Raw genomic sequence first — 25,248 nt, forward strand, 5'->3', positions numbered from 1 at the left:
GCTATATGAGGGGGATCATGGCCCGCATCGAGATCGACCATCGTCCCCAGGGGGGGAGTGTCAGGACGGCCGCCGAGCGGCATCCCGAGAAGGCGCACCGCCCCGACAACGCCATCCAGCGGAAGCCCGACTGGATCCGCGTGAAGGCGCCGACGCACCCGATCTACCACGAGACGCGCAACCTCATGCGCGAGAACAAGCTCGTGACCGTCTGCGAGGAGGCGGCCTGCCCGAATATCGGCGAGTGCTGGAGCCAGCGCCACGCCACCATGATGATCATGGGCGATACCTGCACGCGCGCCTGCTCCTTCTGCAACGTCGCCACCGGCCTGCCCAATCCGCTGGACCATGACGAGCCGCGCCGGGTGGGCGATGCGGTTGCCGCACTTGGCCTGCGCCATGTCGTCATCACCAGCGTGGATCGCGACGACCTGAAGGACGGCGGGGCGAAGCACTTCGCCGAGACGATCGCCGCCATCCGCCGGGCTGCGCCGGACACCACCATCGAAATCCTGACGCCCGATTTCCTCCGCAAGGAAGGCGCGCTGGAGGTCGTGGTCGCGGCCAAGCCGGACGTGTTCAACCACAACCTGGAAACCGTGCCGCGGCTCTATCCGGGCATCCGGCCCGGGGCGCGCTATTACCACTCGCTCCGGCTGCTGGACCGCGTGAAGCAGCTCGATCCCTCCATCTTCACCAAGTCCGGCGTCATGGTCGGCCTGGGCGAGGAGCGCATCGAGGTGCAGCAGGTGATGGAGGACATGCGCAGCGCCGACATCGACTTCCTCACCATCGGCCAGTACCTCCAGCCGAGCGTGAAGCACGCGGCCGTCGCCCGCTTCGTCGATCCGGCCGAATTCGCGGACTATGCCAGCCTGGCGCGCGCCAAGGGCTTCCTGCTGGTCTCCGCGACGCCGCTGACGCGCAGCTCCTACCACGCCGACCGCGACTTCGCCGCGCTGCGGGCGGCGCGGGAAAAGAGCCTGGCGGCCTGATGCCGACGCATGCCGAGAAGAAGATCCTTCGGTACACGCCGGAGCAGATTTTCCAGATGGTGGCGGACGTCCATCGCTATCCCGAATTCCTGCCCTGGTGCGTGGGCGCCCGCGTTCTCAGCCGCGACGAGACGAAGCTGGTCGCGGATCTCACCATCGGCTTCAAGATGTTCCGCGAGACCTTCCGCAGTGAGGTGACGCTGGATCGGCCGCATCTGGTCGAGGTGAAGTATCTCGACGGGCCCTTCCGCTACCTCAACAACACCTGGCGCCTGACGCCCGTGCCCGGCGGCACCGAGGTCAATTTCTTCGTCGATTTCGAGTTCCGCTCGAAGCTGCTCCAGGCCGTGATCGGCACCGTGTTCAACGAGGCGGTGCGGATGATGGTGCGTGCCTTCGAACGCCGCGCGATGGCCCTCTACGGCCGGCATTCCGCCCCTCCGGTCGCGACGCCCACGCCGGTGCCACAGCGGTGACCTACATTCTCTACGGCGATACCGGCTCAGGCTCGGGTCCCGTGGAGATGGCGCTCGCAGAGATCGGCGCGGCGGTGGAGCTCCGGCCGGTGCCGCTGGCCAGCGACGCACAGCTCGAGGCCGAGTATCGCCAGCTCAATCCGATGGGCCGCATCCCGACGCTGATCCTCCCGGACGGGACGGTGGTGACGGAATCCCTGGCGATCCTACTCACCCTTGTCGACCGTCATCCGGAGGCGGGCTTGCTGCCCCCATCCGGCGACCCCGCGCGTTCAGTGGCGCTGCGCTGGATGGCGCTGGTGGCCGGGGAATTCTACCCGCATGTCACGCGCTTCGATTACCCGGAGCGCTTCAGCGCCGACCCGGCCCATGCCGGCGCAATCCGCGCGCGGGCGATGGAGATGGGCCGCGACATCTGGCGCCTGATCGAACGCGAATGCGCGCCGGATCCCTTCGTCCTCGGCGCCCGCTTCAGCGTCGCGGATATCTACCTGGCGGCGCTCTCGCGCTGGATGAAGGGCGCGGAATGGATCCCCGCCGAATGCCCGCGGGTGGAGGCCATGGCGCGGGCGGTGGCTTCCCGCCCGCGCATCGCGCCGGTCTGGTCCCGGCACGTGCCGGGCTGAGCCGCCCTCCGGGGAGGGCGGCCCTGGGCCTCAGTTCGTCGCGGCGGGATCCGTCGCGCCGAAGGAGCGGTTCCAGACCGGGCTGAGCACAATCTCGTTGGTGCAGACATGCGCCGGCATCTCGCAGACGAAGCGGATGGTGCGGCCCAGGTCATCCGCCTGCAGCATCCGCGCCCGCATCGCCTGCGAGGGCGGGGCGGGGCGCGTGTCCAGGATCGGCGTGTTCACCTCGGCGGGGCAGATCACGGTGGCGCGGATGCCGTTGGACCATTCCTCCATGTTGAGCGAATGCGTCATCGCCACCACGGCGTGCTTGGCCGAGGTATAGGCGGGGCCCGTCATCTTGCCGAAGTGCTTGCCGGCCCAGGAGGCGACGTTCACCACCAGCCCGTCCTTCTGGCGCCGCATCGCCGGCAGCGCGGCCGCGATGCAGTAGAAGGTCCCGTCCGTATTGACGGAGCGGACGGTGTCCCAGCCGTCGGTGCTCACCTCGGCCCAGGTGCGGCGGGGGACGTTGAGGCCCGCCGAATTGATCAGGATATCGATGCGGCCATGGGCGGCGAGGATGCGCTCCGCCACGTCGCGCGCGCCGGCCGCGTCGCTCACATCCAGCGGCATGGCCGTGGCGCCGGGAAGGCCGGCGATGGCCTCCTCCAGCACTTCCGGCCGGCGTCCCGACAGGATGACCTTCGCGCCGGCCTCGGCCAGGGCCTTGGCGCCCGCGAGGCCGATCCCGGTGCCGCCACCGGTGATCCAGACGATCTTTCCTTCCAGCGTTCCCATGGCTCAGACGGCCTTGTCGAAAGCGGGCGTGTTGCGGGCGGTGATCATGGTCCGGACTCCTCGGTGATTGGTGGACTGGCGGATAGTCAGTCGGCGCCGATGCTGGCGCGCCGGGGCGCTCCGCGCCAGCCGGTCTCCTCCAGATTCCTGCCTGAAGATCGGCTTGATTTCCCGGCATGGATGACGCCGGTCGCCGCTCGAATTTGGCGGCCCGCATTTGTCCGGACGGGGCTGACGGCCCTGGGAAATCCTGTCAGGATTTCCTCATGGTCCAAGCTCCCTCCCACAGCATGTCCTCCAACTCCTGGGCACCTGCCCGGCCGCCCAAGGGCGCGCCGCCGGTGCGCATCAACCTCTACTCCGACACGCAGACGCGCCCGACGCCTGCGATGAAGGAGGCGATGATGCGCGCCGAGATGGGCGACGAGCAGCATGGCGACGACCCGACCGTCTGGGAGCTGTGCGACCGCATGGCCGCGCTCACCGGCAAGGAAGCCGCTATGTTCCTGCCCAGCGGGACCATGTGCAACGTCATCGCCATCCTCACGCATTGCCAGAAGGGCGACGAGGTCGTGGCGCATGAGACCAGCCACATCCTGCACAGCGAGGGCGGCACGCATGCCGCGCTGACCGGCGTGCAGATCATGGGCCTCAAGGGCGCGCGCGGCATGTTCTCGCCGGACGACCTGCGCGCCGCCATCCGCCCCAAGACCCGCTACACGCCGCCGCAGCGCCTGCTCGAGATCGAGCAGACGGCGAATATCGGCGGCGGTGCCATCTGGTCGCTGCAGACGCTGAACGAGCTCACCGACATCGCGCATGAGCAGGGCTGGGCCACCCATATGGATGGCGCGCGGCTGATGAACGCCTGCGTGAGCGCCGGCATTCCGGCCTCCGACATGGTGGCCGGCTTCGACAGCGTGTGGCTCGACTTCACGAAGGGCCTCGGCGCGCCGCTGGGTGCCGTGCTCTGCGGGTCCAATGAGTTCATTGGGCAGGCCTGGCGCTGGAAGCAGCGCCTGGGCGGCTCCATGCGCCAGGGCGGCGTCTGCGCGGCGGCCTGCATCTACGCGCTGGAACACAACATCGACCGGCTGGCGGACGATCACGCCAATGCCAAGGCGCTCGCGCGCGGCCTCGCGCAGATCGAGGGCGTGGTGGTCGAGGATCCCGACACCAACCTCGTCTTCTTCGACATCAAGGCGACGGGCAAGAGCGTGCCGCAGCTGCAGGAGACGCTGCTGAAGCAGGGCATCATGGTCAGCGGGCTCGGCGGCCGCGTGCGCGCTTGCCTGCACCTGGACGTGACGGCCGCGATGATCCCCGAGACGGTCTCGGCCATTCGCGACGCGCTTGCCGCCTGATCCCAGGCGCCAGCGCCGGGGCCTCGTCGCCGACCGCAGAGGTCGCGACGCCGAGGCCCTGGCGCGCGACGCCCTGGTCCGCGACGGCTGGACGGTGCTGGCGGAACGCCACCGCACCCCGGCCGGCGAACTGGACCTGGTGGCGGAAAAGGAAGGGCTGCTCGCCTTCGTCGAGGTGAAGGCGCGGCCCAGCCTGGAGGAGGCCGCCTTCGCCCTCACCGGGCGCCAGCAGCGCCGCCTGATGGAAGCCGCCGAGATCTGGCTGGTCGGTCATCCCGGCCATGGCCAGGCCGGGATGCGGTTCGACGTGCTTCTCGTCGCGGCCGACGGCTCGGTGAAGCGCGTCGTGGACGCGCTCCGCCAGGGTTGAGCCGGGATTAGCGGATGGGTGGGACGTACATCAGCCCGCCGCGGTTCCACAGGTTGTTCACCCCGCGCGGCAGGCCGATCGAGGTGTTCGGGCCCAGATGGCGGTCGTAGATCTCGCCGTAATTCCCCAGCGCCTTGATGATGTTGTAGGCCCAGCGCCGGTCCAGCCCCATCATCGGACCATGATCGCCGGACTGGCCCAGCAGGCGGCGGATGGCCGGGATCTGGCTGTTCAGCATCTCGTCGACATTGGCCTGGGTGATGCCCAGCTCCTCCGCCTCGACCAGCGCGTAGAAGGACCAGCGGACGATATCCATCCACTGGTCGTCGCCGTGGCGGACGGCCATGGCGAGGGGCTCCTTGCTGATGCGGTCGTCGAGGACGATGTGCTCGGCCGGATTGGTCATGGCCGAGCGGACGGCGGCAAGCTGGCTCGCATCGGTCGAATAGGCGTCGCAGCGGCCGGAGATATAGGCGGCCCGGGCCTCGTCGGCGCGCTCGAAGACGACGGGCCGGTAGCGGATGTTGTTGGCGCGCGCCCAGTCGGCGACGTTGAGCTCGCTGGTCGAGCCGGCAGTGGCGCAGATCGCCGCGCCATCGAGGTCGCGCGGGGTGCGGATATTGGCGGAAGCCCGCACCAGGAAGGACTGGCCGTCGTAGAAGTTGATGGCGGCGAAGTTCAGGGCGTTGGCGGTGTCGCGCGAATGGGACCAGGTGAAGGTGCTGGTCACGATATCGACGGCGCCGGTCTGCACGGAGGTGGGGCGCTGCCCGCTGGCCACCGGCACGAAGCGTGCGCGGCTCACATCGCCGAAGACGGCGGCGGCGACGGCGCGGCAGCTGTCGGGATCAAGGCCGCGGTAGATGCCCTGGCTGTCCGGGGCGCCGAAGCCTGGTGTGCCCGGGCTGACCGCGCAGTCCACGAAGCCCTTGGCACGCACGGCGGAGAGGGTGGGGCCGGCCGCCACCTGGGCCGAGGCGATGCCCGGCAGCAGCAGGACGGCCGCCAGGGTCAGAAAACGTCGCATCCTTGGAAGTCCCCGTTCTTGTTATGCGAACAGGGTGCGGAATTCCGGCTGCGGCGGCCAGTCCCTTGTCGGGCCTATTCGGCGGCGGCGGCCAGGGCCGCGGGCGGTTCGTAGGCACGCACCGGCGGCAGGTTGCCCTCGAAGCGTTCAACCTGGACGGAGGTGAGCTGGCCCGTGCAGCCCTGCGCCAGGCGCGAGGTACCGAAGTCGCGCGTCAGCACGTTCGGATTGCCGTGGACGCAGAGCGGCGCCTCGGCCGCGGCGTCGTCCGGGTCGTACCAGGCGCCGGTGGGCAGGTTGACGATGCCCGGCGCCACCGCCTCGGTCAGCTGCGCCGCCGCGAGGCAGGCGCCGCGATTGTTGAAGAGGCGCACGATGTCGCCATCGGCGATCCCGCGTGCCTCGGCATCGGCCGGGTTCATGCGGACGACCTCGCGGCCGCGGCGCTTGGCCTCCTGGCTGGTGGCGCCGAAATCGAGCTGGCTGTGCAGCTTGGTGGCGGGCTGGTTGGCGACGAGGCGCAGCGGCGCCTCGGCGGTCGGCACGTCCACCGGCTCGAGCCAGGTCGGGTGGCCCGGGCAGTCCGGATAGTTGAAGCCGGCGATGGTGGGCGAGAAGATCTGCAGGCGCCCGGATTCCGTGTGCAGGGCATTGGCTTCCGGATCCTCGCGGAAGGCGCGCAGCACCCCGCCGTCATCCTCCGCGAAGGGAATCTCCAGCGGGCCTTCGCGCCAGAGGGTCTCGAAATCGGGCGCCGGCAGGCCGCGCGCCTCCAGCGCCGTGCGCGCTGATTCGTAGAGGAAGGCCAGCCATTCGCGGACGCTGCGGCCCTCCGTGAAGGCCTCCGAGCAGCCCAGCCGTTCGGCGAGGCCGGCGAAGATGGCGAAATCATCGCGCGCCTCACCATAGGGCTCGGCGATGCGGTGCATGGGGATGATGAGAGGGTCGGTCGGCGCGGCGCCGATATCCTCCCGCTCCATGGTGACGGTGGCCGGCAGGACGATATCGGCGTGGCGCGCAGTGGCGGTCCAGGCGCTGTCGTGGACGATCAGCGTGTCCACCCGCGCGAAGCCGCGGCGCAGGCGGTTGATGTCCTGGTGGTGGTGGAAGGGGTTTCCGCCCGCCCAATAGACCAGCTTGATGTCGGCATAGGCGTATTCCTTGCCGTCGTAGTCGTAGCGGCCGCCCGGGTTGAGCAGCATGTCGGTGATGCGCGCCACGGGGATGAACTCGCGCACCGAGTTCTTGCCCTGGTTCAGCGCGGCGACCGGCGTCGCGACCATCCGCCGCCCGGTATGGCCGAGCGCGCCCAGAGAATAATGATAACCGCCGCCCGGCAGGCCGATCTGCCCCAGCGCCGCGGCCAGGACCATGCCCATCCACACCGGCTGCTCGCCGAATTCGGCGCGCTGCAGGGAATGCGAGACGGTGATCAGGCTGCGGCGGCCGGGCAGGCGATGCGCGAGCGCCGTGATCGCCTCGGCCGTCAGCCCGGTGATGGGCGCGGCCCAGGCGGCGTCCTTGGGCTGGCCGTCCGTGCGGCCCATCAGATAATCCTCGAAGACGTCCCAGCCCGCCGTATAGCGGTCGAGGAAGGCGCGATCGTGCAGGCCGGCGGCCACGAGCGTGTGGGTCAGGGCCAGCATCAGCGCCGTGTCGGTGTTCGGGCGCACCGGCAGCCATTCGGCGCCGGCCTCCACGGGCAGGTCGTCGCGGAGCGGGCTGATCAGGACGAATTCGGCCCCGCGCTCGCAGGCCGCCTGCATGGAGCCGCGCTCGACATGCTGGCTGATGCCGCCGCTGGCCACCATGCTGTTCTTGAGGGCCATGCCGCCGAAGGAGAGGATGATGTCGGTGTGCCGGGCGATCGCGTCCCAGGTCACGTTGCGGCGGGAGATCTGCTCCATGGGGGCCGCGATGCGCGGCAGGATCACTGCCGAGGCGCCGGCGCTGTAGGAGTTCACCGAGCGGACGTAGCCACCCAGCGCGATGTTGAGGAACCGGTGAACCTGGCTCTGCGCATGGTGGAAGCGCCCGGCGCTCGACCAGCCGTAGGAGCCGCCGAAGACCGACTGCGGCCCATGAGCCTCCTTCACGCGGCGCAGCTCGCCCGCCAGCAGGTCGAGCACCTGGTCCCATTCCATGGGCACGAATTCTTCGCTGCCGCGCCGGGCGTCGGGGCCGGGCCCGCGCTCCAGCCAGCCGCGACGCACCATGGGCCGCGCGATGCGTGCCGGATGCCGGAGCGCGGCCGCCATGTTGCCGAGGATGGGGCTGGGATCGGGATCGCCCGGGTGCGGCCGCAGCTCGAGCCGCCCCTCATGCCAGCGCGCGGTGAAATTGCCCCAGTGGGAGCTGTGCGGCAGGAAGGGAGCGGCGTCGGCCATGGGGTTACTCCGGAAGGAAGTCGGGCACGGAGAAGTAGCGCTCGCCCGTGTCGTAGTTGAAGCCCAGCACCCGCGAGCCGGCCGGCAGCTCGGGCAGCTTCTGGGCGATGGCGGCGAGCGTGGCGCCGGAGGAGATGCCGACCAGCAGCGCCTCCTTGGTCGCCGAGCGGCGCGCGAAATCCTTGGCCGCATCGGCCGTGACCTGGATCACTCCGTCCAGCAGGCTCATGTCCAGGATGCCGGGCACGAAGCCGGCGCCGATGCCCTGGATCGGGTGGGGCGAGGGCGCGCCGCCGGAGAGCACGGGGGAGGTGGTGGGCTCCACGGCGAAGACCTTCAGCTTCGGCCATGCCTTCTTCAGCACCTTGGCGCAGCCGGTGATGTGGCCGCCCGTGCCGACACCGGTGATGATCGCGTCCAGCCCCTCGGGGAAGTCGGCCAGGATCTCCTGCGCCGTCGTCTTCACGTGGATGTCCACGTTGGCGGGATTCTCGAACTGCTGCGGCATCCAGGCGCCGGGGGTGGCGGCCACGAGCTCCTCGGCGCGGGCGATGGCGCCCTTCATGCCCTTCTCGCGCGGCGTCAGGTCGAAGGTCGCGCCATAGGCCTGCATGAGGCGGCGCCGCTCGATCGACATGCTCTCGGGCATGACGAGGATGAGCTTGTAGCCCTTCACGGCCGCCGCCATGGCCAGGCCGATGCCCGTATTGCCGGAGGTCGGCTCGATGATCGTGCCGCCCGGCTTGAGCGAGCCGTCCGCCTCGGCGGCGGCGATCATGGCGATGCCGATACGGTCCTTGATGGAGCCGCCCGGGTTGGAGCGCTCGGACTTCACCCAGACCTCGGCGTCGGGAAAGAGCCGTCCGAGGCGGATATGGGGCGTGTTGCCGATGGTGGCGAGGACGTCCGTGGCCTTCATGGCGGGCTCCTTGGAGAGTTGGGGCCAGGGAGCATGCTCCCTGGCGAGGGGAGGGGGCAGGGCCCCCTCGCTGCTAGTTGAGAACCCGCAGGCCCTGTGCAAGGTCGGCGATCAGGTCCTTCGTGTCCTCCAGGCCGATGTGCAGGCGCAGCATCGTGCCCCCGAATTCGCCCGAGCCCGCGGTGCGGGTGACGAAGCCGGTCGTGGGCAGGGCCAGGCTCTCGAAGCCGCCCCAGCTCGCGCCGATGCCGTAGAGCTGCAGCGCGTTCACGAAGCGGAACATGTCGCTCTGGTCGTAGCGCGGGTCGAGCACGACGCCGAAGAGGCTGCAGCCCCCGGTGAAGTCGCGCTTGAACAAAGCGTGCTGCGGGTGCGAGGGCAGGGCGGGGTGCAGCACCTGCTTGATCTGCGGCTGCGCCTCCAGCCACTTCGCGACCTCGAGGCTCGCGGCCTCCTGCTGCTTCAGGCGCATCGGCATGGTGCGCACGCCGCGCAGCGCCAGCCAGCAATCATCCGGCGAGGCATAGTGGCCCATGGTGTAGGTCGCCGAGCGGATGATGTGGTGATCCTCATCCGAGTTCACGGTGATGCTGCCGAGCAGGATGTCCGAATGGCCGCCGACATACTTGGTCAGCGCCTGGATCGAGACGTCCACGCCATGCTCGAAGGGCTGGAAGGTGTGGATGCCCCAGGTGTTGTCCATCAGCACCTTGCAGCCGCGGGCATGCGCCGCCCGCGCGATCGCCGGCACGTCCTGCACCTCGAAGGTGTGGGAGCCCGGGCTCTCGGTGTAGACGACCTTGGTATTGGGGCGGATGAGCGCGGCCATGCCGGCCTCGTCCACGCAGGGATCGTAGAAGGTGGTCTCGATCCCCCAATCCTTCATCAGCGAGGTCGCGAAGTTGCGCGCGGGCCCATAGACGCTGTCGGGGATCAGGCAATGGTCGCCGTTCTTGAGATAGGCGGTCAGCGGCACGGTGACGGCCGCGAGGCCGGTGCCGACGATGGTGGCATGCGTGCCGCCCTCGATCTCGGCGATCACGTCCTCCAGCGCGTAATGCGTGGGGCCGCCGGCCGTGCCGTAGGTCATGTAGCGCTCGAAGCGCTTCGCCCCGCCGTCGCGGCGCGCCTCGGCATCGGGATAGAGCACGGTGGAGCCGCGATAGACCGGCGGGTTCACGAAGCCGTGGCTCTTCACGCCGGCGCGGCCGGCATGACCGATGCGGGTGGCGAAGCCGAGCTGCTTGCGGTCGGCGGGGTTGTGATCGTCGGGCATTACGCGGTGGCCTTTGCGGTCTCGGGGCGGCTCGCCCACTCGGTCCAGGAGCCGTCATAGACGGCGGGCTCAGGCAGGCCGGCGCGCACGGCGCCCAGCGTGAGGATGCAGGCGGTGACGCCCGTGCCGCAACTCGTCACGAGGGGGCGCGAGCCGTCGGCGCCGGCAGCGGCGAAGCGCGCGGCGAGGGCTGCCTTCGGCAGCATGGTGCCATCGGCCGCGAAGAGCTCGTTGAAGGGGATATTGGCCGCGCCCGGCATGTGGCCGGAGGGCAGGCCCGGCCGGGGCTCGGGCGCCGTGCCCTTGAAGCGGCCGGCGGCGCGGGCGTCGAGTACCAGGCGGTCGCCCTTCTCCAGGGTCCGCTTGACGTCGCCGATGCCGAGCACGCGGCCCGCGATGAAGTCGGCCACGTAGCTGCCAGGCTTGGCGGCCTTGGCCTCGCCCGTCTCGACGGGGCGTCCCTCCTTCACCCATTTCGGCAGGCCGCCGTCGAGCACTGCGGCGTTCCAGTGGCCGAAGAGCCGCATGAGCCACCAGCCGCGCGCCGAGGATTGCAGGCCCTTCTGGTCGTAGAAGACGATGCGGCTGTCATTCGAGACGCCGAGCTTGGCCATCAGCTTCTCGAAGCGCGCGGCGCTCGGGATCATGTGGGGCAGGGTGGCGTCCGGATCGGCCACCTCGTCGATGTCGTAGAAGCCGGCGCCGGGGATATGCGCCTCGGCGAACTTCGTCTTACCGTCGAAGGGCTCGTTGGGCAGGTACTTGGTGGTGTCGAAGACGAGCAGGTCGGGCTTGCCGAGCTCCCCCGCCAGCCATTCCGTCGAAACGAGATCTTCCATGAACTAGCCCTCCACGAGCGCGATGCTGATGCGGCGATTCTGCCGCCCTTTGTTTTCCATCTTCGTCACCTCCACACGGCCGATCTCCCGCGTGGTCTTCACATGCGTCCCGCCGCAGGGCTGCAGGTCCACGGGCGCTTCCTCAGGGCCGATGCGCACGAGGCGGATCTGCCCCGAGCCGCGGGGCGGCTGCACGGAGAGCGTTCGCACCAGCCCCGGATTGGCGTCGAGCTCCGCCTCGCTGATCCAGGTGTCGGAGATGGGGTGGTCCGCCGCGACCAGCGCGTTCAGCGCCTCGGTCAGGGATTCCTTGGTCGGCGGCTCGGCAAGGTCGAAATCGAGGCGCGACTTGTCCGCGCCCACCTGGCCGCCGGTCACGCCGGCGCCGGGGATGAGGCTGCAGAGCAGGTGCATGGCGCTGTGCATGCGCATGTGGCGGTGGCGCCGCTCCCACTCCAGGACCAACGTGGCCTCGGTGCCGGGCGGCGGCAGGGCCGCGCCCTCGGGCGTGCGGTGCAGAATCGCTTCGCCCTCGCCCTTCACGGCTTCGAGGATCGGAACCTCGCCGCCCGCCCAGCGCAGGGTGCCCGTATCGCCCGGCTGGCCGCCGGCGCGGGCGTAGAAATTGGTGCGGTCGAGCACGATGCCCGCCGCCTCGGCGGAGACGATGCGGGCCGTGGTCTCGCGCAGATAGGAATCGGCTCGGTAGAGGACTTCGGTCATTCACGGGTCCATTCGTCGCGCAGGCGCGCGTGATGCTGGCGCAGCCAGAAGAGGGAAAGGGCGCAGGTGGCGTTGCGGATCTCGTTGGTGTCCAGCAGCGCGAAGGCGCGGGCGGTGGGCATGATCAGCAGCCGGATGTCCTCGCCCTCCTGCACGAGGCCGTGGGTGACGGCGGCCTCGGGCTCCGGCAAGCGCGTGCGGCCGCAATGCAGGAACATCAGCTCGTCGCAGCCGCCCTGCATCAGCATGAACTGGCCGATGGTCTCGACGCGGTCGGGCACGAGGCCGGCTTCTTCCTGCGTCTCGCGCCGGGCCGCCGCCTCCGGATCCTCGCCCGCCTCCAGCAGGCCGGCCACGCATTCGGTATGGATCGCGGGCAGGCCGGCCGCATGCACCGGCAGGCGGAACTGCTCGATGAGCGCCACACGGTCGGTCCAGGGGTCGAAGGGCAGCATCGCGACGCCGCGGCCGCGGCGCCAGAGCTCCCAGGTCAGCTCGGGGGAGCGGGCGCCGTCGAACCTCTCATAGGTGAAGCGCACCCGCTGCAACGGGAAGCGTCCGCTCCAGACCAGCTCGTCTTCGCGGACCTCGAGCCCCGGAAAGGGGGGAATGGCGGGTGCCTTGGGTGGTCTGGCGCTCATGCGGCCGAAACCGTAACCTCGTCCCCCACGCCAGTCCATGAGCCGAGCCTTGCAAAGTCTTTCTCCTGCCAGGCCGGTTGCGGCAGGCGCCGCGCGCCGTCGGGCCATCCTCGCGATCCTCGGCGCGGCGATCCTTTTCGCCGCCGCCGCCGCCTGCGTGAAGGCGCTGGACGGGGCTGTGCCGCTGGTTCAGCTCGTGCTGTTCCGCAGCCTCTTCGCCCTGCCTGTGCTGCTGCCGCTGCTGCACCGGGCCGGCGGCTGGCCGGCGCTGCGCACCAGCAACCCGACCGGCCATATCTGGCGCATGATCTTCGGGCTGATCGGCATGGCCACCGCCTTCTACGGCTATGCCACCATGCCGCTGGCCGCCGTCACCGCGCTCGGCTTCACCATGCCGCTCTTCCTGACGCTGCTCGCCGTGCCGCTGCTGGGCGAGCATGTGGGCTGGCGGCGCGGCCTTGCCGTGCTGGTGGGCTTCGGCGGGGTGCTGCTGATGGTGCGCCCCTGGGCGGAGGGCGACATCCCCCTCGGACCCAGCCTGGCCGTGCTCGCTGGCGCGCTCTGCTGGGCACTCGCCATGATCACCATCCGCCGCATGGGCGAGGCGGGCGAGTCCGGCGTCTCCATCGTGCTGTGGTTCGCCATCGGCTCCTCCCTCGTCGCGGCACTGGCGAGCATCCCCGTCTGGATCTGGCCCACGCCGCTGCAATGGGGGCTGCTGCTGGGCATCGGCATGATCTCGGCGCTGGCGCAGCTGCTGATGACCGAGGCCTATCGCGCCGGCGAACCGACGCTGGTCGCGCCCTTCGAGTATTCGGGCATCGTCTGGACGACCCTGCTGGGCGCGCTCATCTGGTCCGAGGCGCCTGATCGGTGGGACGGCGTGGGCGCCCTTATCCTCGTCGCCTCGGGCCTCTACATCTGGTACCGGGAGACGCAGCTGGGCCTCAAGCGCTGAGGTTTCGCCCCGCGATCCCTGCCGATCGGGCATGTTGCCCGGCGGCCCGACACAGGCCAACTTCCGTCCATGTCCAACGAGACCGTCGTTCCTGAGCGCCCGCGGCTTCGCTGGGTGCTGGCGCTGCTCCTGCTGCCCCTGCTGGTGGCGGGGATGCGCTGGGCCTCCTTCCTGCCCTCGGTGATCGACTGGGACGAAAGTCTCTACATCCTGCAGGCGCGAGAATGGCTGCGCGGGAACTGGCCGCTCTCGGGCGTGTGGGACATGCATCCCGTGGGCGCGCCGGCTGCCATCGCGGGCGCCTTCCTGCTGGGCGGCGAGAGCCTGCAGACGGTGCGCTTCCTCGGCACCTTCTGCGTCACGGCGACCGGCTACGGGCTGATCCTGGTGACGCGGCGGCTGGGCGCGCCACGCAGCCTGGGCTATGCGGCGGCGCTGCTCTACGCGGCGCATAGCCTGGTGCTGGGCGGCCTCGCCTCCAACACCGAGATCATCTTCGCGCCCCTCGTCGTCTTTGCGCTGGCCATCGCCCTGTCGGAGGGACGGCCCTGGCCGCGGCTCATCGGCATGGGCGTCCTCATCGGCCTCGCCCTCCTGATCAAGCCGGTCGTGACGCCGGAGGGCTGCCTGATCTTCGCGCTCTTCGCCTGGCCCACCCTGCGGGCGCGGCAATGGCTGCCGCTGCTGCGCTATGCCGCCGCCTATGCCGCGCTCTGCCTTGGGCCGACGCTGATCGTCGCCGTCATCTATGCGCTGCGCGGCGAATTCGGCACCTGGTGGGGGAGCACGATCCTGGCGCCGCTCCATTATGCCGCGGGCCGGATTCCGACGGAGCAGATGCTCTGGCGCATCACCCTGGCCGCGCTCGCCCTGCGCTGGCTGCTGGCGCTGGCCGTGGCCTCGCTGCTCTTTTCCTGGCGCGATCCGGTGCTGCGGCGGCTCTCGCTGCTCGGCTCGGCCTGGCTGGCGGCGGCCGCGCTGGCGGTGGCGGGGCCGGGCTTCTTCTTCCCGCACTACTTCCTGATCTCGATCCCGCCGTTGGCGCTCCTGGCGGCGACCGGCGCCTATGCCTTCACGCGTTTTGCCGCAGGCCATCGCGGCCGCCTGCTGCTGGGCGTCGCGGTCATCGCCATCTGCGCGGACCTGGTGGCGACCGATCTTTCGCCGCGCCTCAGCCGTGGTTTCGCCATGGGCAGCCCCGATACGCCCCGCCGCATGGCCGCGATGATGAATGACGAGCTCCAGCCCGGCGACACGATCTTCGTGCCGAACTACCAGCCGGTGGTCTATTTCCTGACGCATGCGCGGCTGCCGACGCGCTTTCCCTTCCCCGTGCACCTGACGGGCAGCTTCTCCAACCTCGCGGGCGTCGACACCGATGCCGAGGTGGCGCGGATCCTGGCCTCGCGCCCGCGCTTCATCGTGCTCGACCGCGGCGAATGGTTCGCGATGCGACCCTCGGCGATGTCCATGCTGACCGAGGCGCTGCAGGAAGGCTACGAGCTCGCCGCCAGCTTCGTGGAGGAGCGCGGGACCGTGGAACTCTGGCGCCGCGTGGAGGCGGAGTGATGGAAGACGCGCTTTTCTTCGTCTCGAAGATCTTCTGGCTCTTCGCCCGCCCCAACACCTTCGCGCTGCTGCTGTCGGTGGTGGGCGCTGCGGTACTGATCGCCGGCCGGCGCTGGGGCAGGGTGCCCCTCGTCTTTGGCCTGGGCTGGTTCGTGGCCGTGCTGCTCACGCCGCTGCCCGCCTGGATCACCCTACCGCTCGAGGACCGCTTTCCCCGCCCCGCCGAGGCCGGGCAGGTGGATGGCGTGATCATCCTGGGCGGCGCGGTGGAGCAGCTTCTGACCGAACGGCGAGGCATTCCCGCCCTCAACGGCGCGGCCGAGCGCATGACCGAGGCCGTGGCCCTGGCGCGGCGCTATCCGCAAGCGCGTATCCTCTTCACCGGTGGCCAGGGCACGGTGGTTACGGGGCAGGAGACCGAGGCCGACGTCGCGCGCAACCTCTGGGCCTCGATGGGCCTGGAGGGCCCGCGTGTGGGCTTCGAGGACCAGTCCCGCAACACCTGGGAAAATGCCGTCTTCTCGCACCGGGTGGCGGAGCCCAAGCCCGGCGAGCGCTGGCTGCTGGTGACCTCGGCGAGCCATATGCCGCGTTCGGTCGGCTGCTTCCGCCGCGCGGGCTGGGAAGTGACGCCCTGGCCGGTGAACTATTCCACCGCGCCGGGCGGGAGAGGCTGGTTCGACCCGCCCTTCTCCTTCCGGCTGGGGCAGGCCGAATGGGCCGTGCGCGAATATGTCGGGCTCGCCGCCTATTGGCTCCTGGGGCGGACCAGCGCGCTCTTCCCCGCGCCCTGATCCGGCGCCTTGAGCTCGCGCCGCATGACGGTGACGGTGCGGCCGTGGTCGACGGTGTCCTGGATCGAGGTCCAGCCGAGCTTCTCGTAGAGCGGCTGCGCGTCGTCCGTGTAGAGGAAGAGCTCCTTCTCCCCCACCGCCCGTGCCGCTTCCTCGATCGCCTCGACGAGGCGGCGCGCGCAGCCCTGGCCGCGCGCCTCAGGCACCACGTAGAGGCCGGCGAGCCAGGGGCCGATGTCGTTGCGGATCTCGAGGTCGGCCGCCATCAGGCTGGCGGTGCCGCAGGGCACCTCGCCCGCGAGCAGCACCAGGCATTGCGGCGTGCCGACCTCGGCATTGGCCTCGGCGACGATCTCGCGCACCTCTTCCAGGCGGTGGCCGTTGGGCTGCCAGAAGGCATCCCACAACCAGTTCGCGACCAGCGGTACCAGGTCGGGGCGGTGGGCGATCGGCACGATCTTCCAGGCGACCGGGATCACAGCGCCAGAATCCGCTCCGGATCGGCCCGGCCGGTGAGGAGGTCGACGAGACCCAGCATATTGCCGCGGAAGCGGCCCCAGCGGTCGACCTCCGGCTCCGGCATCGGGGAGCGCGCGAGGTTCATCGCGCAATGCCGCGCGACGGAGCGCAGCGCGTGGCTCCAGGGATAGCTGCCCTTCCGGGCGAGGTAGATGGGGTTCACGACCTGCGAATAGCCGAGCTTGATGCCCGGCACACGACCCGACTTGGTGCCGAGATGCACGCCGCGCGCGCCGTGCAGGCGATAGATCTTCCCATAGGGCAGGAGGCGACGCGTGAGATCCAGATCCTCGTACCAGCCATAGAGCGGCAGCTTCTCGTCGAAGCGCAGCCCATGCTGGCGGACGGGCGCGAGCCGCAGCGCCATGTTGCAGCCATAGCCGTTGAAGTGCTCGTGGAAGCCGAGCAGACCGGCCGGCGGCGTATCGGCGGCCAGCGTCTCGCGCGCGGCCTCCGGCGTGATGCCGGGGCCCTTGGCGCCGTCGGCGATGACGGTGCCGGTCGCGACCACGCATTCGGGATGCGTGGCGAGCATGCCTTCGAGTGCCTCCAGCCAGCGTGGGGCGGCGATGAAATCGTCGTCGAGGAAGAGCACGGCGTCGCAATCGCCGATCTCGTCCAGGATGCGGTTACGCTGGCGCGGCAGGCCCGCCGGGGCGGTGAGGAAATCCACGCCCGGAAAGCGTTCCGCGAGGCCGGTCACGTCCTCGGGCGTCACGTGGCACACGACGATGCGGTCGGGCGCGCGGGTCTGGAGGTCGAGCTCGCGCAGCACCTCGCCGAGGATGACGGGCCGCCCGCGCGTGGCGATTCCGATGGCGATCCTCATGCGACGCTCGTCAGCGGGGCAGGGTGGGGAAGATCGCGCGCCTCGGCGGCGAGGAAGCCGGCGAGGCGCCCGCGGAAGGTCGCGAGGTAGTAGCGCGCGTTCAGCAGCCGGCCGCGCAGCAGCGAGACGCCGGCGCCGCCCACTGGCCGGTAGAGCAGCGGCGCCCAGACGCCCGCCGGCACGCGGTGGCGGCGCAGTGCGAAGCCGAGGCCGAGGCCATAGCGATCCGCCCGCGCGACCGCTTCCGGGGTCAGGCGCTTGTCGGGATGCACGACGCGCAGGTCGGGCGCGTAGCGCGCGGAGAGGCCCTTCGCCATGGCGCGGCAGACGAGGTCGTTGCCCTCCGCCGAGCCGAAGCGCGCGCCGGGGCCCATCGCCTCGTCGAAGCCGCCGAGGCCGAGGGCCACGTCGCGCCGGAGCCAGAGATTGAACTCGATCACGCTGGTCCAGACATTGGCGAGGGTGATCGGCCCCGCCGTCTCGTTCCAGCGGCCGGAGCCGAGCCCGCCCTGCGGCGCGGCCGCGGGGCCGGTGAGGATGGCGAGCGAGGGATCGGCGTCGAAGGCCGCGCGCACCCGCCCGAGCACGCCCGGCGGGAAGAGGCAGTCATCGTCGGGAAAGCCGACCAGGTCGCCGCAGGCATGCTGGAGGCCCATGTTGCGCCCCGCATTGGCATGGGCGCGCGGGCTGCGCAGATGGCGCAGCTTCAGGCGGGGCGCATAGGCTTCCACCAGCGCGTCGAGCCGCCCGTCCTCGTTCTGGTCCACGAGCAGGACCTCGAAGGGGGCGCTGGCATCGGCCAGCAGGCTGTCGAAGAGCTCGCCGATCTCGGCGACGCGGCCCTTCGTGGAGACGACGAGCGAGATCATGTCGCCTCCGCCGTCATGAAGGCCGGAAGCGGCGGCGCCTGATCGCGCGAGACGACCTCCAGCAGCTTGCGGCGGAACTCGGGGATGCTGAACTGCTGGGCTTGGGCGTGGCAGGCCTCCGGCGTGAAGGCGGCCTCGCGCGCCACGAAGTCGCGCACGGCGGCGACGATGGCGTCCGCGCTCTGCTCCTCGAAGAAAAGGCCGGTCGTGCCCTCGGCCACGATGTCCCGCGCGCCGCCACGGCCATAGACGATGAGCGGCGTGCCGCAGGCCTGGGCCTCGACCATGGCGATGCCGAAATCCTCCTCGGCAGCGAAGACGAAGGCGCGCGCGCCCTGCACCAGCGAGACGAGCTCTGCCTGCGGCACGCGGCCCCGGATCTCGATATTCGGCGCGCCCTTCGCGGCCGCGGCCACGAGGGGGGCGGAGGGTCCGTCGCCTGCGATGACCAGCTTCAGCTCCGGCATGCGGGCGAAGGCCTCGGCCACCAGCTCCACGCGCTTGTAGGGCACCTGGCGCCCGGCCACGACGAAATGCGTGCGTGGCGCGGTGCTGAGCGGGAAGCCCTGCAGGTTCACGGGCGGATGCAGCACCTCGGCCTCGCGCCGCCAGACCTTGCGGATGCGCTCCGCGATGTAGCGGGAATTGCCGAGGATGACGTCGGGCCGCGCGGCGCTCAGCTGATCCCAGCCGCGCAGCTTGTGCAGCAGCCAGCGCGTGTAGAGGCCCTTGAGCCCACGGGTCAGCCCGGCCTGGCGCAGATACTGGTGCTGCAGGTCCCAGGCGTAGCGCATCGGGCTATGGACATAGGAGACGTGCTTCGTGCCGGGCCCGGTGATCACGCCCTTCGCCACGGCGTGCGAGGAGGAGATCACGAGGTCGTAGCCCTGCAGGTCGAACTGCTCGATCGCGAGCGGCATGAACTGGAGGTAGTTGCGGAACATCTTCTGCGCGAAGGGTAGGCGCTGGATGAAGCTCGTGGTCGGGACCTTGCCGCCCAGGAAGCCGCGCTGGCTGTCGGGCAGGAAATCGCAGAGCGCGTAGAGATCCGCCTCCGGAAAGCAGGCGAGCATCTGCTCCACCACGCGTTCGGAACCGGCGTAGCTGTCCAGCCATTCATGGATGATGGCGATCTTCATCGCGGCAGAAATCCCAAGAGTCGTCGGGCAGCGGCTTCCCACGAAAAACTGGCGGTTCGATGGCGGCCCGCCTCGGCGAGCGAGGAGCGGAAGCCGGCATCGTCGGCGATCTGGCCGATGGCCTCGCCCAGGCTTTCCGGACGGGCGGCGTCGAACCAGAGCGCAGCCTCGCCGCAGACCTCGGCCACGGCGCCGATCCGGCTCGCGACCACGGGGCAGCCGCACCACATGGCCTCGACCGGCGGCAGGCCGAAGCCCTCGTAGCGCGAGGGAAAGACGAGGCAGAGCGCCGATTCGTAGAGCGCGCGGAGCTCGGCATCCGAGACGCGGCCGAGGGGGCGGATATGCTGGTCGAGCTCCGCGCCGCCCTCTTGCCGGAAGACGCCTGCATCCTTGGCGCCGGCCACGGCGAGCACCAGCCCGCGCTCCCCGAGCGCGCCGATCGCATGCCGCAGCGCGGCGAGGTTCTTGTGCGCCGCACCCGTGCCGACCACCAGGGCGTAGCCGTGCCGCGCCAAGCCGTTGTGGTCCAGGATGTCGGAATCGGCGGGCTCGCGCAGGATGTGCTCGCCACCCTCCAGCGTGACGCCGAGTTTTTTGGGTTGGACCGACAGGTTTTCCGCGATCCGCCTCGCGGAGAATTCGGAGACCGTCAGGATGCGCGCGCCACGCAGCGCCAGTATCCGCTGCAGCGTCCGGTACCAGCCGCGGAACTTCCAGGAATAGCTTTCGGGCGTGTCGAAGACGCCGGCGTCGTGGATCACCACGGCCTGGTTGCTGCCGGCGAGAATCGGCGCGGTATTGCCCAGATTCAGCAGGAAGTCGCCCTGCAGGGCACGCGGCAGGTCAAGCTGTTCCCAGAGCTGGCCGGAGCGGCTGCCGATGATCCGCGGGGCCAGGAAGGGATAGGCCTCCAGCCCCTCGGCGCCCGGCGGCGCCAGCAGCCGGATGGGAGGGGCCTCGCCGGCGGCGACAAGCCCATCCAGGGCGCGCGTGATCTCGCGCGCATAGCGCTGCACGCCCGTGAGGCCCTGCGTGAGGAAACGCCCGTTCAGTACGATCATGCCAGGCCCGATTGCAGAAGCCGCCGCGCCTGCCAGGGGCGCCGCAGCAGGGGACGCAGCGTCGTGCGTTCCTCCGGCGTCAGCGCGCGCAGGGTCGCCAGCGCGGTGAGGAGGAAGCCCGGCACGGCGACGAGCACGGCCCAGCGCCAGTCGGGCATCAGGACGGTCGCGATCAGCGCGACCAGGGAAACCGCCAGCGCCCAGCCCAGGCGCTGTGCCGCCTGCCGCGCGGGCGGGTAGAGCCAGCCCGCGAGCCAGAACTTGCCCAGGCAGTCCGTCAGCGCGCGCAGCCCCCAGGCAACGGCCGCACCCTCGATGCCGAAGCGCCAGAGCATCAGGGCGGAGACCGGCAGGAAGACCACGACCTCGGCCAGGATCAGCTTGGCCGTCGCGTCCGGGCGGCCCATCGCGTCGAGCAGGGCGTTGGCGGAGAAGGACAGGCAGGAGAAGAAGATGCCGGCGGCCAGGATGCGCAGCACCATCCCGCCCTGGGCGGCGAAGTCGGCGCCGAGCCAGAGGGCGAGCACCCAATCGCCGATCCCGGCCAGGACGAGGCAGGGCGGCAGGGTCAGCAGGATCATCAGCATGGCGCCGCGCCGCAGCAGGCCGGCGGTCACCTCGGGCAGCGTGCGGAAGGCCGATGCCATGGCGGGCAGCATCGCCTGCGCGATGGCGACGGGCAGGATCCACATGCGCAGCACGAGATCGAGCGGCGTCGCGTAATGGGCCACGGCGGCCAGGGTCAGCATGGCGCCGATCAGGAAGCGGTCGGCGTAGAGAAGGGCCTGGTTAAGCAGCGAGGCGAAGGTCATCCAGCCGCCGATGCGCAGCAGCGGCAGCACCATCTTCGGATGGCCGACCGACAGGCGCGGCAGCAGCGGTCGCGCCAGCCAGAGATAGGAGAGCGTGTTCGCGAGCCGGCAGGCGACCAGCGCCAGCATCACCGCCACCAGGCTCGGCCAGACCATGAGGAGGAGCAGCGGGCCGACGTAATACATGGCCGCCACGGGGATGGTGACGAGATTGGCCGCCGCAAAGCGCTGATGCGCCGCCAGTACGCCCCAGAGGGCGGCGTTGATGACGATGAGCGGCGCCGAGCAGGCCAGCACGCGGAAGGCGATGAGCGCCTCGTCCTGCAGCGCCGGGGGGACATTCAGGGCACTGGTCATGAGCCAGGGCAGGATCAGCCAGAAGACCAGGGCGCCGAAGCTGGCGAAGCCGCCGAGCGCGACCATGGCGGTGCCGACCAGCCGGCCGGCCTCGGCATCCTCGCCGTCGCCCATGCGCTCCGAGAGGCCGCGGGTGAGAGCGGGGCCGATTCCCAGATCGAAGATGCCGAAGACGCCGACCAGAGCCAGGGCCAGGGTGAAGAGGCCCCAGCGGTCGAGGCCCATCTCGCGGATCAGCAGCGGGGTGAGAACCAGAGCGAGGAGGAGAGGAAGGCCCCGCCCCATCGCGTTCCAGAACATGCCGGAGATCAGACGGCGCACGCCGGCCCGCGCCTCGATGGACTGGTTCATTGTGGCTGCGCCTGGCTAGTAGGAGGCGCCGAACCTAGCTCAGCAGGCGCCGCGGCGCGACAGCACCGCCATCGGGGTGCGCAGGAGGATGACGACGTCCTGCCAGAGCGAGGGGCGGGACACGTAGGCGACGTCGAGGGCCACGCGCTGGGCGTAGCTGGTGTCCGAGCGGCCGGAGACCTGCCACAGACCCGTGAGGCCGGGGCGAACGCTCATGTAATGGGCGGCGGCCGCGCCGTAGAAGCGGTCGAGCTCCGACTGGAGGACGGGGCGGGGGCCGACCAGGCTCATCTGGCCGATCAGCACGTTGATGAGCTGCGGCAGCTCGTCGAGCGAGGTGGCGCGCAGGAAGCGGCCGATCCGCGTGACGCGGGGATCGTTCTTCAGCTTGTGGGTGGCTTCCCACTCCGCCCGGGCTTCGGGATCGCGCGCTAGCAGCGCCTCGAGCCGGGCCTGGCTGTCGATCACCATCGAGCGGAACTTGAGGCACGGGAAATCGCGGCCGTTGCGGCCGATGCGGCGGTGGCCGTACAGGGCCGGCCCGCCATCGGCGCGGATCAGCAGCGCGATGGTCAGCATGATCGGGGCCAGCATCGCGAGCAGGGCGCCAGCGCCCAGCGCGTCCATGGTCCGCTTGAGCGCAGGCCGCAGCCCCTCACGCCATTGGGCATGCGGAGGCGCCAGCATCACACTGGCGGCGCGGAACTCGCCGCCCACGCGCGTCTCGCGGAGGGTGACTTCACGCTGCAGGGACGTAAAAGCGTCCAACCCAGGCATCCTTGCCTCATTCACGGTGACGCGGCCGAAGCAGGCCTTCACCGATGCCGTTGCAGCGCGGGAGAGGGTCATCCGCTCCCTGGCCACGATGCGGTTTTACCCGTCGATCGCTGGCGGTAATCGGGCCCGGGTGGGGCAGGATTATGGCACGGAGGCTGCCTTACTCTTGCCGCCAAGACTCTGAAATGCCACGAGGAATGCAACCGCGCCCGGAGGCCGTCTTGTCCCGTCTCGCCTATCCCGCCTCATGCCTGCTGGGAGCTTTGTTGGCGATCCATTTGTTCGGGTTGGATTTCGTCTGGCCGCGATCGGGGCTCGATTGGCGTCCGGTCGGGGACGCGGCCCAGCATGTGATCGCCCAGCGCCACTTTCTGGCGGGTGGCTGGAGCTGGCCGCCCCTCGACGTGGCGACGCTCGGAAATGTGAATCTTGCGTTTCTCGATGGAATTCCCGCCCTGGCCCTGCCGCTGAAGGCGCTGCACCCGCTGCTGCCGGAGGGATTCCATGGAATCGGGCAGTTCTACGTGCTCGCCTGGGTCCTGCAGCCGGTGGCGGCCGTCTGGGCGCTGCGAGGTGCGGGCATCCGCGGCTTCTGGCCGGGAATCGCGGTGGCGCTGATGGCGAGCGCCATGCCCGCCTTCATCATGCGCTATGGCCACGCCGCGCTCTGCGGGCATTTCGTGATCCTGGTGTCGCTCGGCCTCTATTTCAGGTTGCTGGAATCGCCTCGCTGGTGGGCGATCGCGGTGCCCTGGCAAGCGGTGGCGCTGCTCATCCATCCCTATCTGGCGCTCATGTCGCTGGCGCTTCTCGCGGTCGTGCCGCTGACGCTGCTGCTGCGGGGGGATCGCTTCCTGCGTGCGGGAATCGGCGCGGCGCTGGCCCTGGCGGCGATGATCGGCGTGATGGCGGGCTTCGGCTATTTCGGCGCCTCGGGAGATGGCGGCTACGGGCAATACGCGCTGAACCTGCTCTCCCCCGTTTGGCCCTTTCGCTCTCTTCTCCTGGGCGGCTGGGTCTCGGCGGAGGTGGATGCGACGGGCCATGGCGGGTGGGAGGGCTACAACTGGCTGGGGCTCGGCCTCTGGGCCGCGCTGATCGCGGGCGTGTTCGTGGCTCGGCAGCGGATCGCGCCGGCGCTGCGTGACCATCTCGGCCTCGTGCTCGCACTGCTGGGGCTGACCGCGCTGGCGCTCTCGTTCCGGATCGGCCTCGGCGACCGCATCCTCCTGGATCTCGGCCCGGCGCCGGGCGTGCTGGAGCAGTTCCGCGCCTCCGGCCGCTTCTTCTGGCCCGTCGGCTACGCCTTGATGATCGGGGCGGCCGTGCTGCTCGCGGGCCGGGGGGCGCGCGGCGTCGCCATCCTGCTGGCCTGCGCGCTGCTGCAATTCGTGGATGCCGCGCCGATGCGGGAGGGGCTGCGTCTCTGGGCCGCGCAGCGCGCGCCGTGGACCGTCCCGGCCGACGAGTTGCGTCCCCTGTTCCGCGAGGCGCGGAGCATCACCTTGCTGCCCTCCTGGGCCTGCATCCCGCCGAGCGACGACGCGGCGCGGATCCGCACGCTGGAGCTGCTGCTCCTCGCCAGCGAGACGCCGCGGCCCATGAACACCATGTATGCCGCGCGTTGGCGCACGCCCCCGCGTTGCAACGATGCGGCGGTGATGGCCTCGCCACTGGCGCCGGGCGAGTTGCGGGTGGGGCTGGCCGCTCGGGAAGGCTTCGCCGGCCTTTCGGGCTCAGGCTGCCGGGCGGCGGGAGACCTCACGGTCTGCCGTTGAGGGGAGGTGCCGCTCCACCAGGTAGAGCGGCCTTCCCTTGGTCTCGTTGAAGATGCGCCCGAGATACTCGCCGATGATGCCGAGGGTCATGAGCTGCACGCCGCCCAGGAACAGCACCACCGCCATGAGGCTCGGATAGCCCGCTGTCGGGTTGCCGAAGAAGAGTGTCCGCACCACCAGCTGCAGAAGATAGAGGCCGGCGAAGAAGGCGGTGGCGAGGCCCAGATAGGTCGCGATCTTGAGGGGCGCCACGGTGAAGCTGGTGATGCCCTCGAGCGAGAGGTTCCACAGCTTCCAGTAGTTCCACTTGGTCTCGCCCGCGGCGCGGGGCGCGCGCTCATAGGGCACGGCGACCGAGGGGAAGCCCACCCAGGCGAAGAGCCCCTTCATGAAGCGGTGCTGCTCGCGCATGGTCAGCAGCGCGTCCAGCGAGCGGCGGGACATGTAGCGGAAATCGCCCGTGTCGCGCGGCAGCTGCACCTTGCCGCCGAGGCGCTGCATCACCCGGTAGAACATCGAGGCCGTGGTGCGCTTCAGCCAGTTCTCACCATGGCGGATGCTGCGCTGGGCATAGGCGATGTCGAATCCTTCCTGCGCGGCGGCGACGAGGGCGGGGATGACCTCGGGCGGGTCCTGCAGGTCGGCGTCGATGACCACGACGCCATGGGTAGCGCGGGCATGGTCGAGGCCGGCGGTCAGCGCGATCTCCTTGCCGAAGTTGCGCGACAGGTTGACCAGGGCCACCCGGGCGTCCCGGGCGGCGAGATCGCTCATGACCGCGAAGGTCGTGTCGCGCGAGCCGTCATTGACGTAGACGACCTCCCAGGGCCAGCCCAGCGCGTCCATCACCGGCACCAGGCGGGCATGGAATTCGGGCAGCACCTCCTGCTCGTTATAGCAGGGCACGACGACGGAAAGGGTGGGGGCGAGCGACATGCTGCCCGTATTGCCGACTGATCAAGACTTTTCGTGGGCGAATTTTACGCAGGGCGCCGAATAGCCCCGA

Annotated in this window: 25 protein-coding genes; 9 read left to right on the forward strand and 16 right to left on the reverse strand. The window is 70.1% G+C overall.

The features are described from left to right. The first annotated feature begins 17 nt into the window (after positions 1-17). The 3 genes from lipA to KHU32_RS17225 are packed head-to-tail and all read left to right on the forward strand — an operon-like array spanning position 18 to position 2,097. The gene (gene lipA, locus KHU32_RS17215; protein WP_213671383.1) at positions 18-995 is read left to right on the forward strand and encodes a lipoyl synthase; all 978 of its coding nucleotides are present in this window, start codon (positions 18-20) and stop codon (positions 993-995) included. Then, positions 995-1,471 carry a type II toxin-antitoxin system RatA family toxin gene (locus KHU32_RS17220; protein ID WP_213671384.1) on the forward strand — a complete coding sequence of 159 codons (477 nt, stop codon included), beginning with the start codon at positions 995-997 and terminating at the stop codon, positions 1,469-1,471. The genes lipA and KHU32_RS17220 overlap by 1 nt, the downstream gene beginning before the upstream one ends. Then, on the forward strand, positions 1,468-2,097 hold the full coding sequence (locus KHU32_RS17225; protein ID WP_347265570.1) for a glutathione S-transferase family protein: 630 nt from the start codon (positions 1,468-1,470) through the stop codon (positions 2,095-2,097). Before KHU32_RS17220 ends, KHU32_RS17225 begins: the two co-directional genes overlap by 4 nt. A 30-nt stretch (positions 2,098-2,127) precedes the next feature. Here KHU32_RS17225 and KHU32_RS17230 read toward each other — a convergent pair whose 3' ends face one another. After that, the gene (locus KHU32_RS17230) at positions 2,128-2,880 is read right to left on the reverse strand and encodes an SDR family oxidoreductase (protein ID WP_213671385.1); all 753 of its coding nucleotides are present in this window, start codon (positions 2,878-2,880) and stop codon (positions 2,128-2,130) included. 266 nt (positions 2,881-3,146) lie between these two features. On the opposite strand from KHU32_RS17230, the gene KHU32_RS17235 reads away from it, so the two are divergent. Together KHU32_RS17235 and KHU32_RS17240 are read left to right on the forward strand one after the other, a co-directional pair. Further along, positions 3,147-4,244: a threonine aldolase family protein gene (locus KHU32_RS17235; RefSeq protein ID WP_249681268.1), complete on the forward strand. Its 1,098-nt coding sequence runs from the start codon at positions 3,147-3,149 to the stop codon at positions 4,242-4,244. Beyond that, on the forward strand, positions 4,234-4,614 hold the full coding sequence (locus KHU32_RS17240) for a YraN family protein (RefSeq protein ID WP_213671386.1): 381 nt from the start codon (positions 4,234-4,236) through the stop codon (positions 4,612-4,614). The genes KHU32_RS17235 and KHU32_RS17240 overlap by 11 nt, the downstream gene beginning before the upstream one ends. 7 nt (positions 4,615-4,621) lie before the next feature. Here the strand turns inward: KHU32_RS17240 and KHU32_RS17245 are convergent, their stop codons facing one another. The 7 genes from KHU32_RS17245 to KHU32_RS17275 form a co-directional block, all read right to left on the reverse strand. Beyond that, positions 4,622-5,641: an amino acid ABC transporter substrate-binding protein gene (locus tag KHU32_RS17245; protein WP_213671387.1), complete on the reverse strand. Its 1,020-nt coding sequence runs from the start codon at positions 5,639-5,641 to the stop codon at positions 4,622-4,624. A gap of 74 nt (positions 5,642-5,715) precedes the next feature. Then, positions 5,716-8,028: a molybdopterin guanine dinucleotide-containing S/N-oxide reductase gene (locus KHU32_RS17250; protein WP_213671388.1), complete on the reverse strand. Its 2,313-nt coding sequence runs from the start codon at positions 8,026-8,028 to the stop codon at positions 5,716-5,718. A 4-nt stretch (positions 8,029-8,032) separates the two neighbouring features. After that, positions 8,033-8,947, reverse strand: a complete 915-nt coding sequence (gene cysK, locus KHU32_RS17255) for a cysteine synthase A (protein ID WP_213671389.1) — start codon at positions 8,945-8,947, stop codon at positions 8,033-8,035. A 73-nt stretch (positions 8,948-9,020) separates the two neighbouring features. Then, positions 9,021-10,223, reverse strand: a complete 1,203-nt coding sequence (gene metC / locus KHU32_RS17260; protein WP_213671390.1) for a cystathionine beta-lyase — start codon at positions 10,221-10,223, stop codon at positions 9,021-9,023. Then, positions 10,223-11,062 (reverse strand): sulfurtransferase, encoded by an 840-nt coding sequence (locus KHU32_RS17265; RefSeq protein ID WP_213671391.1) that lies wholly within the window; start codon positions 11,060-11,062, stop codon positions 10,223-10,225. The genes metC and KHU32_RS17265 overlap by 1 nt, the downstream gene beginning before the upstream one ends. A gap of 3 nt (positions 11,063-11,065) precedes the next feature. Beyond that, positions 11,066-11,785: an alanyl-tRNA editing protein gene (locus KHU32_RS17270; RefSeq protein WP_213671392.1), complete on the reverse strand. Its 720-nt coding sequence runs from the start codon at positions 11,783-11,785 to the stop codon at positions 11,066-11,068. Next, complete coding sequence (locus KHU32_RS17275) at positions 11,782-12,426, reverse strand: NUDIX domain-containing protein (protein ID WP_213671393.1); 645 nt, start codon at positions 12,424-12,426, stop codon at positions 11,782-11,784. The genes KHU32_RS17270 and KHU32_RS17275 overlap by 4 nt, the downstream gene beginning before the upstream one ends. A 49-nt stretch (positions 12,427-12,475) precedes the next feature. On the opposite strand from KHU32_RS17275, the gene KHU32_RS17280 reads away from it, so the two are divergent. The 3 genes from KHU32_RS17280 (at position 12,476) to KHU32_RS17290 (ending at position 15,747) form a co-directional block, all read left to right on the forward strand. Then, on the forward strand, positions 12,476-13,384 hold the full coding sequence (locus KHU32_RS17280) for a DMT family transporter (protein ID WP_249681270.1): 909 nt from the start codon (positions 12,476-12,478) through the stop codon (positions 13,382-13,384). A gap of 69 nt (positions 13,385-13,453) precedes the next feature. Next, complete coding sequence (locus KHU32_RS17285; RefSeq protein WP_213671395.1) at positions 13,454-14,953, forward strand: ArnT family glycosyltransferase; 1,500 nt, start codon at positions 13,454-13,456, stop codon at positions 14,951-14,953. After that, positions 14,953-15,747 (forward strand): YdcF family protein, encoded by a 795-nt coding sequence (locus KHU32_RS17290; protein WP_213671396.1) that lies wholly within the window; start codon positions 14,953-14,955, stop codon positions 15,745-15,747. The genes KHU32_RS17285 and KHU32_RS17290 overlap by 1 nt, the downstream gene beginning before the upstream one ends. Here KHU32_RS17290 and KHU32_RS17295 read toward each other — a convergent pair. From KHU32_RS17295 to KHU32_RS17325, 7 genes are read right to left on the reverse strand one after another with little or no spacing between them, the layout of a single operon-like run. Beyond that, positions 15,702-16,226 carry a GNAT family N-acetyltransferase gene (locus tag KHU32_RS17295; protein WP_213671397.1) on the reverse strand — a complete coding sequence of 175 codons (525 nt, stop codon included), beginning with the start codon at positions 16,224-16,226 and terminating at the stop codon, positions 15,702-15,704. The two genes, KHU32_RS17290 and KHU32_RS17295, sit on opposite strands and share 46 nt — an antisense overlap. After that, positions 16,223-17,095 (reverse strand): glycosyltransferase family 2 protein, encoded by an 873-nt coding sequence (locus KHU32_RS17300; RefSeq protein ID WP_213671398.1) that lies wholly within the window; start codon positions 17,093-17,095, stop codon positions 16,223-16,225. Before KHU32_RS17300 ends, KHU32_RS17295 begins: the two co-directional genes overlap by 4 nt. Beyond that, on the reverse strand, positions 17,092-17,964 hold the full coding sequence (locus tag KHU32_RS17305) for a glycosyltransferase family 2 protein (RefSeq protein ID WP_213671399.1): 873 nt from the start codon (positions 17,962-17,964) through the stop codon (positions 17,092-17,094). The genes KHU32_RS17300 and KHU32_RS17305 overlap by 4 nt, the downstream gene beginning before the upstream one ends. Further along, positions 17,961-19,103 (reverse strand): glycosyltransferase, encoded by a 1,143-nt coding sequence (locus KHU32_RS17310; RefSeq protein WP_213671400.1) that lies wholly within the window; start codon positions 19,101-19,103, stop codon positions 17,961-17,963. The genes KHU32_RS17305 and KHU32_RS17310 overlap by 4 nt, the downstream gene beginning before the upstream one ends. Then, on the reverse strand, positions 19,100-20,167 hold the full coding sequence (locus KHU32_RS17315; protein ID WP_213671401.1) for a glycosyltransferase family 4 protein: 1,068 nt from the start codon (positions 20,165-20,167) through the stop codon (positions 19,100-19,102). The genes KHU32_RS17310 and KHU32_RS17315 overlap by 4 nt, the downstream gene beginning before the upstream one ends. Continuing rightward, positions 20,164-21,687: a flippase gene (locus tag KHU32_RS17320; RefSeq protein WP_213671402.1), complete on the reverse strand. Its 1,524-nt coding sequence runs from the start codon at positions 21,685-21,687 to the stop codon at positions 20,164-20,166. The genes KHU32_RS17315 and KHU32_RS17320 overlap by 4 nt, the downstream gene beginning before the upstream one ends. Before the next feature lie 39 nt (positions 21,688-21,726). Next, positions 21,727-22,455, reverse strand: a complete 729-nt coding sequence (locus KHU32_RS17325) for a sugar transferase (protein ID WP_249681272.1) — start codon at positions 22,453-22,455, stop codon at positions 21,727-21,729. Between the two features lie 275 nt (positions 22,456-22,730). On the opposite strand from KHU32_RS17325, the gene KHU32_RS17330 reads away from it, so the two are divergent. Beyond that, positions 22,731-24,242 (forward strand): DUF6311 domain-containing protein, encoded by a 1,512-nt coding sequence (locus tag KHU32_RS17330; RefSeq protein ID WP_213671404.1) that lies wholly within the window; start codon positions 22,731-22,733, stop codon positions 24,240-24,242. Here the strand turns inward: KHU32_RS17330 and KHU32_RS17335 are convergent. Further along, complete coding sequence (locus KHU32_RS17335) at positions 24,201-25,178, reverse strand: glycosyltransferase family 2 protein (protein WP_213671405.1); 978 nt, start codon at positions 25,176-25,178, stop codon at positions 24,201-24,203. The two genes, KHU32_RS17330 and KHU32_RS17335, sit on opposite strands and share 42 nt — an antisense overlap. Positions 25,179-25,248 lie beyond the last annotated feature (70 nt).

It is taken from the genome of Roseococcus pinisoli (assembly GCF_018413645.1).
Lineage (GTDB): Bacteria > Pseudomonadota > Alphaproteobacteria > Acetobacterales > Acetobacteraceae > Roseococcus > Roseococcus pinisoli.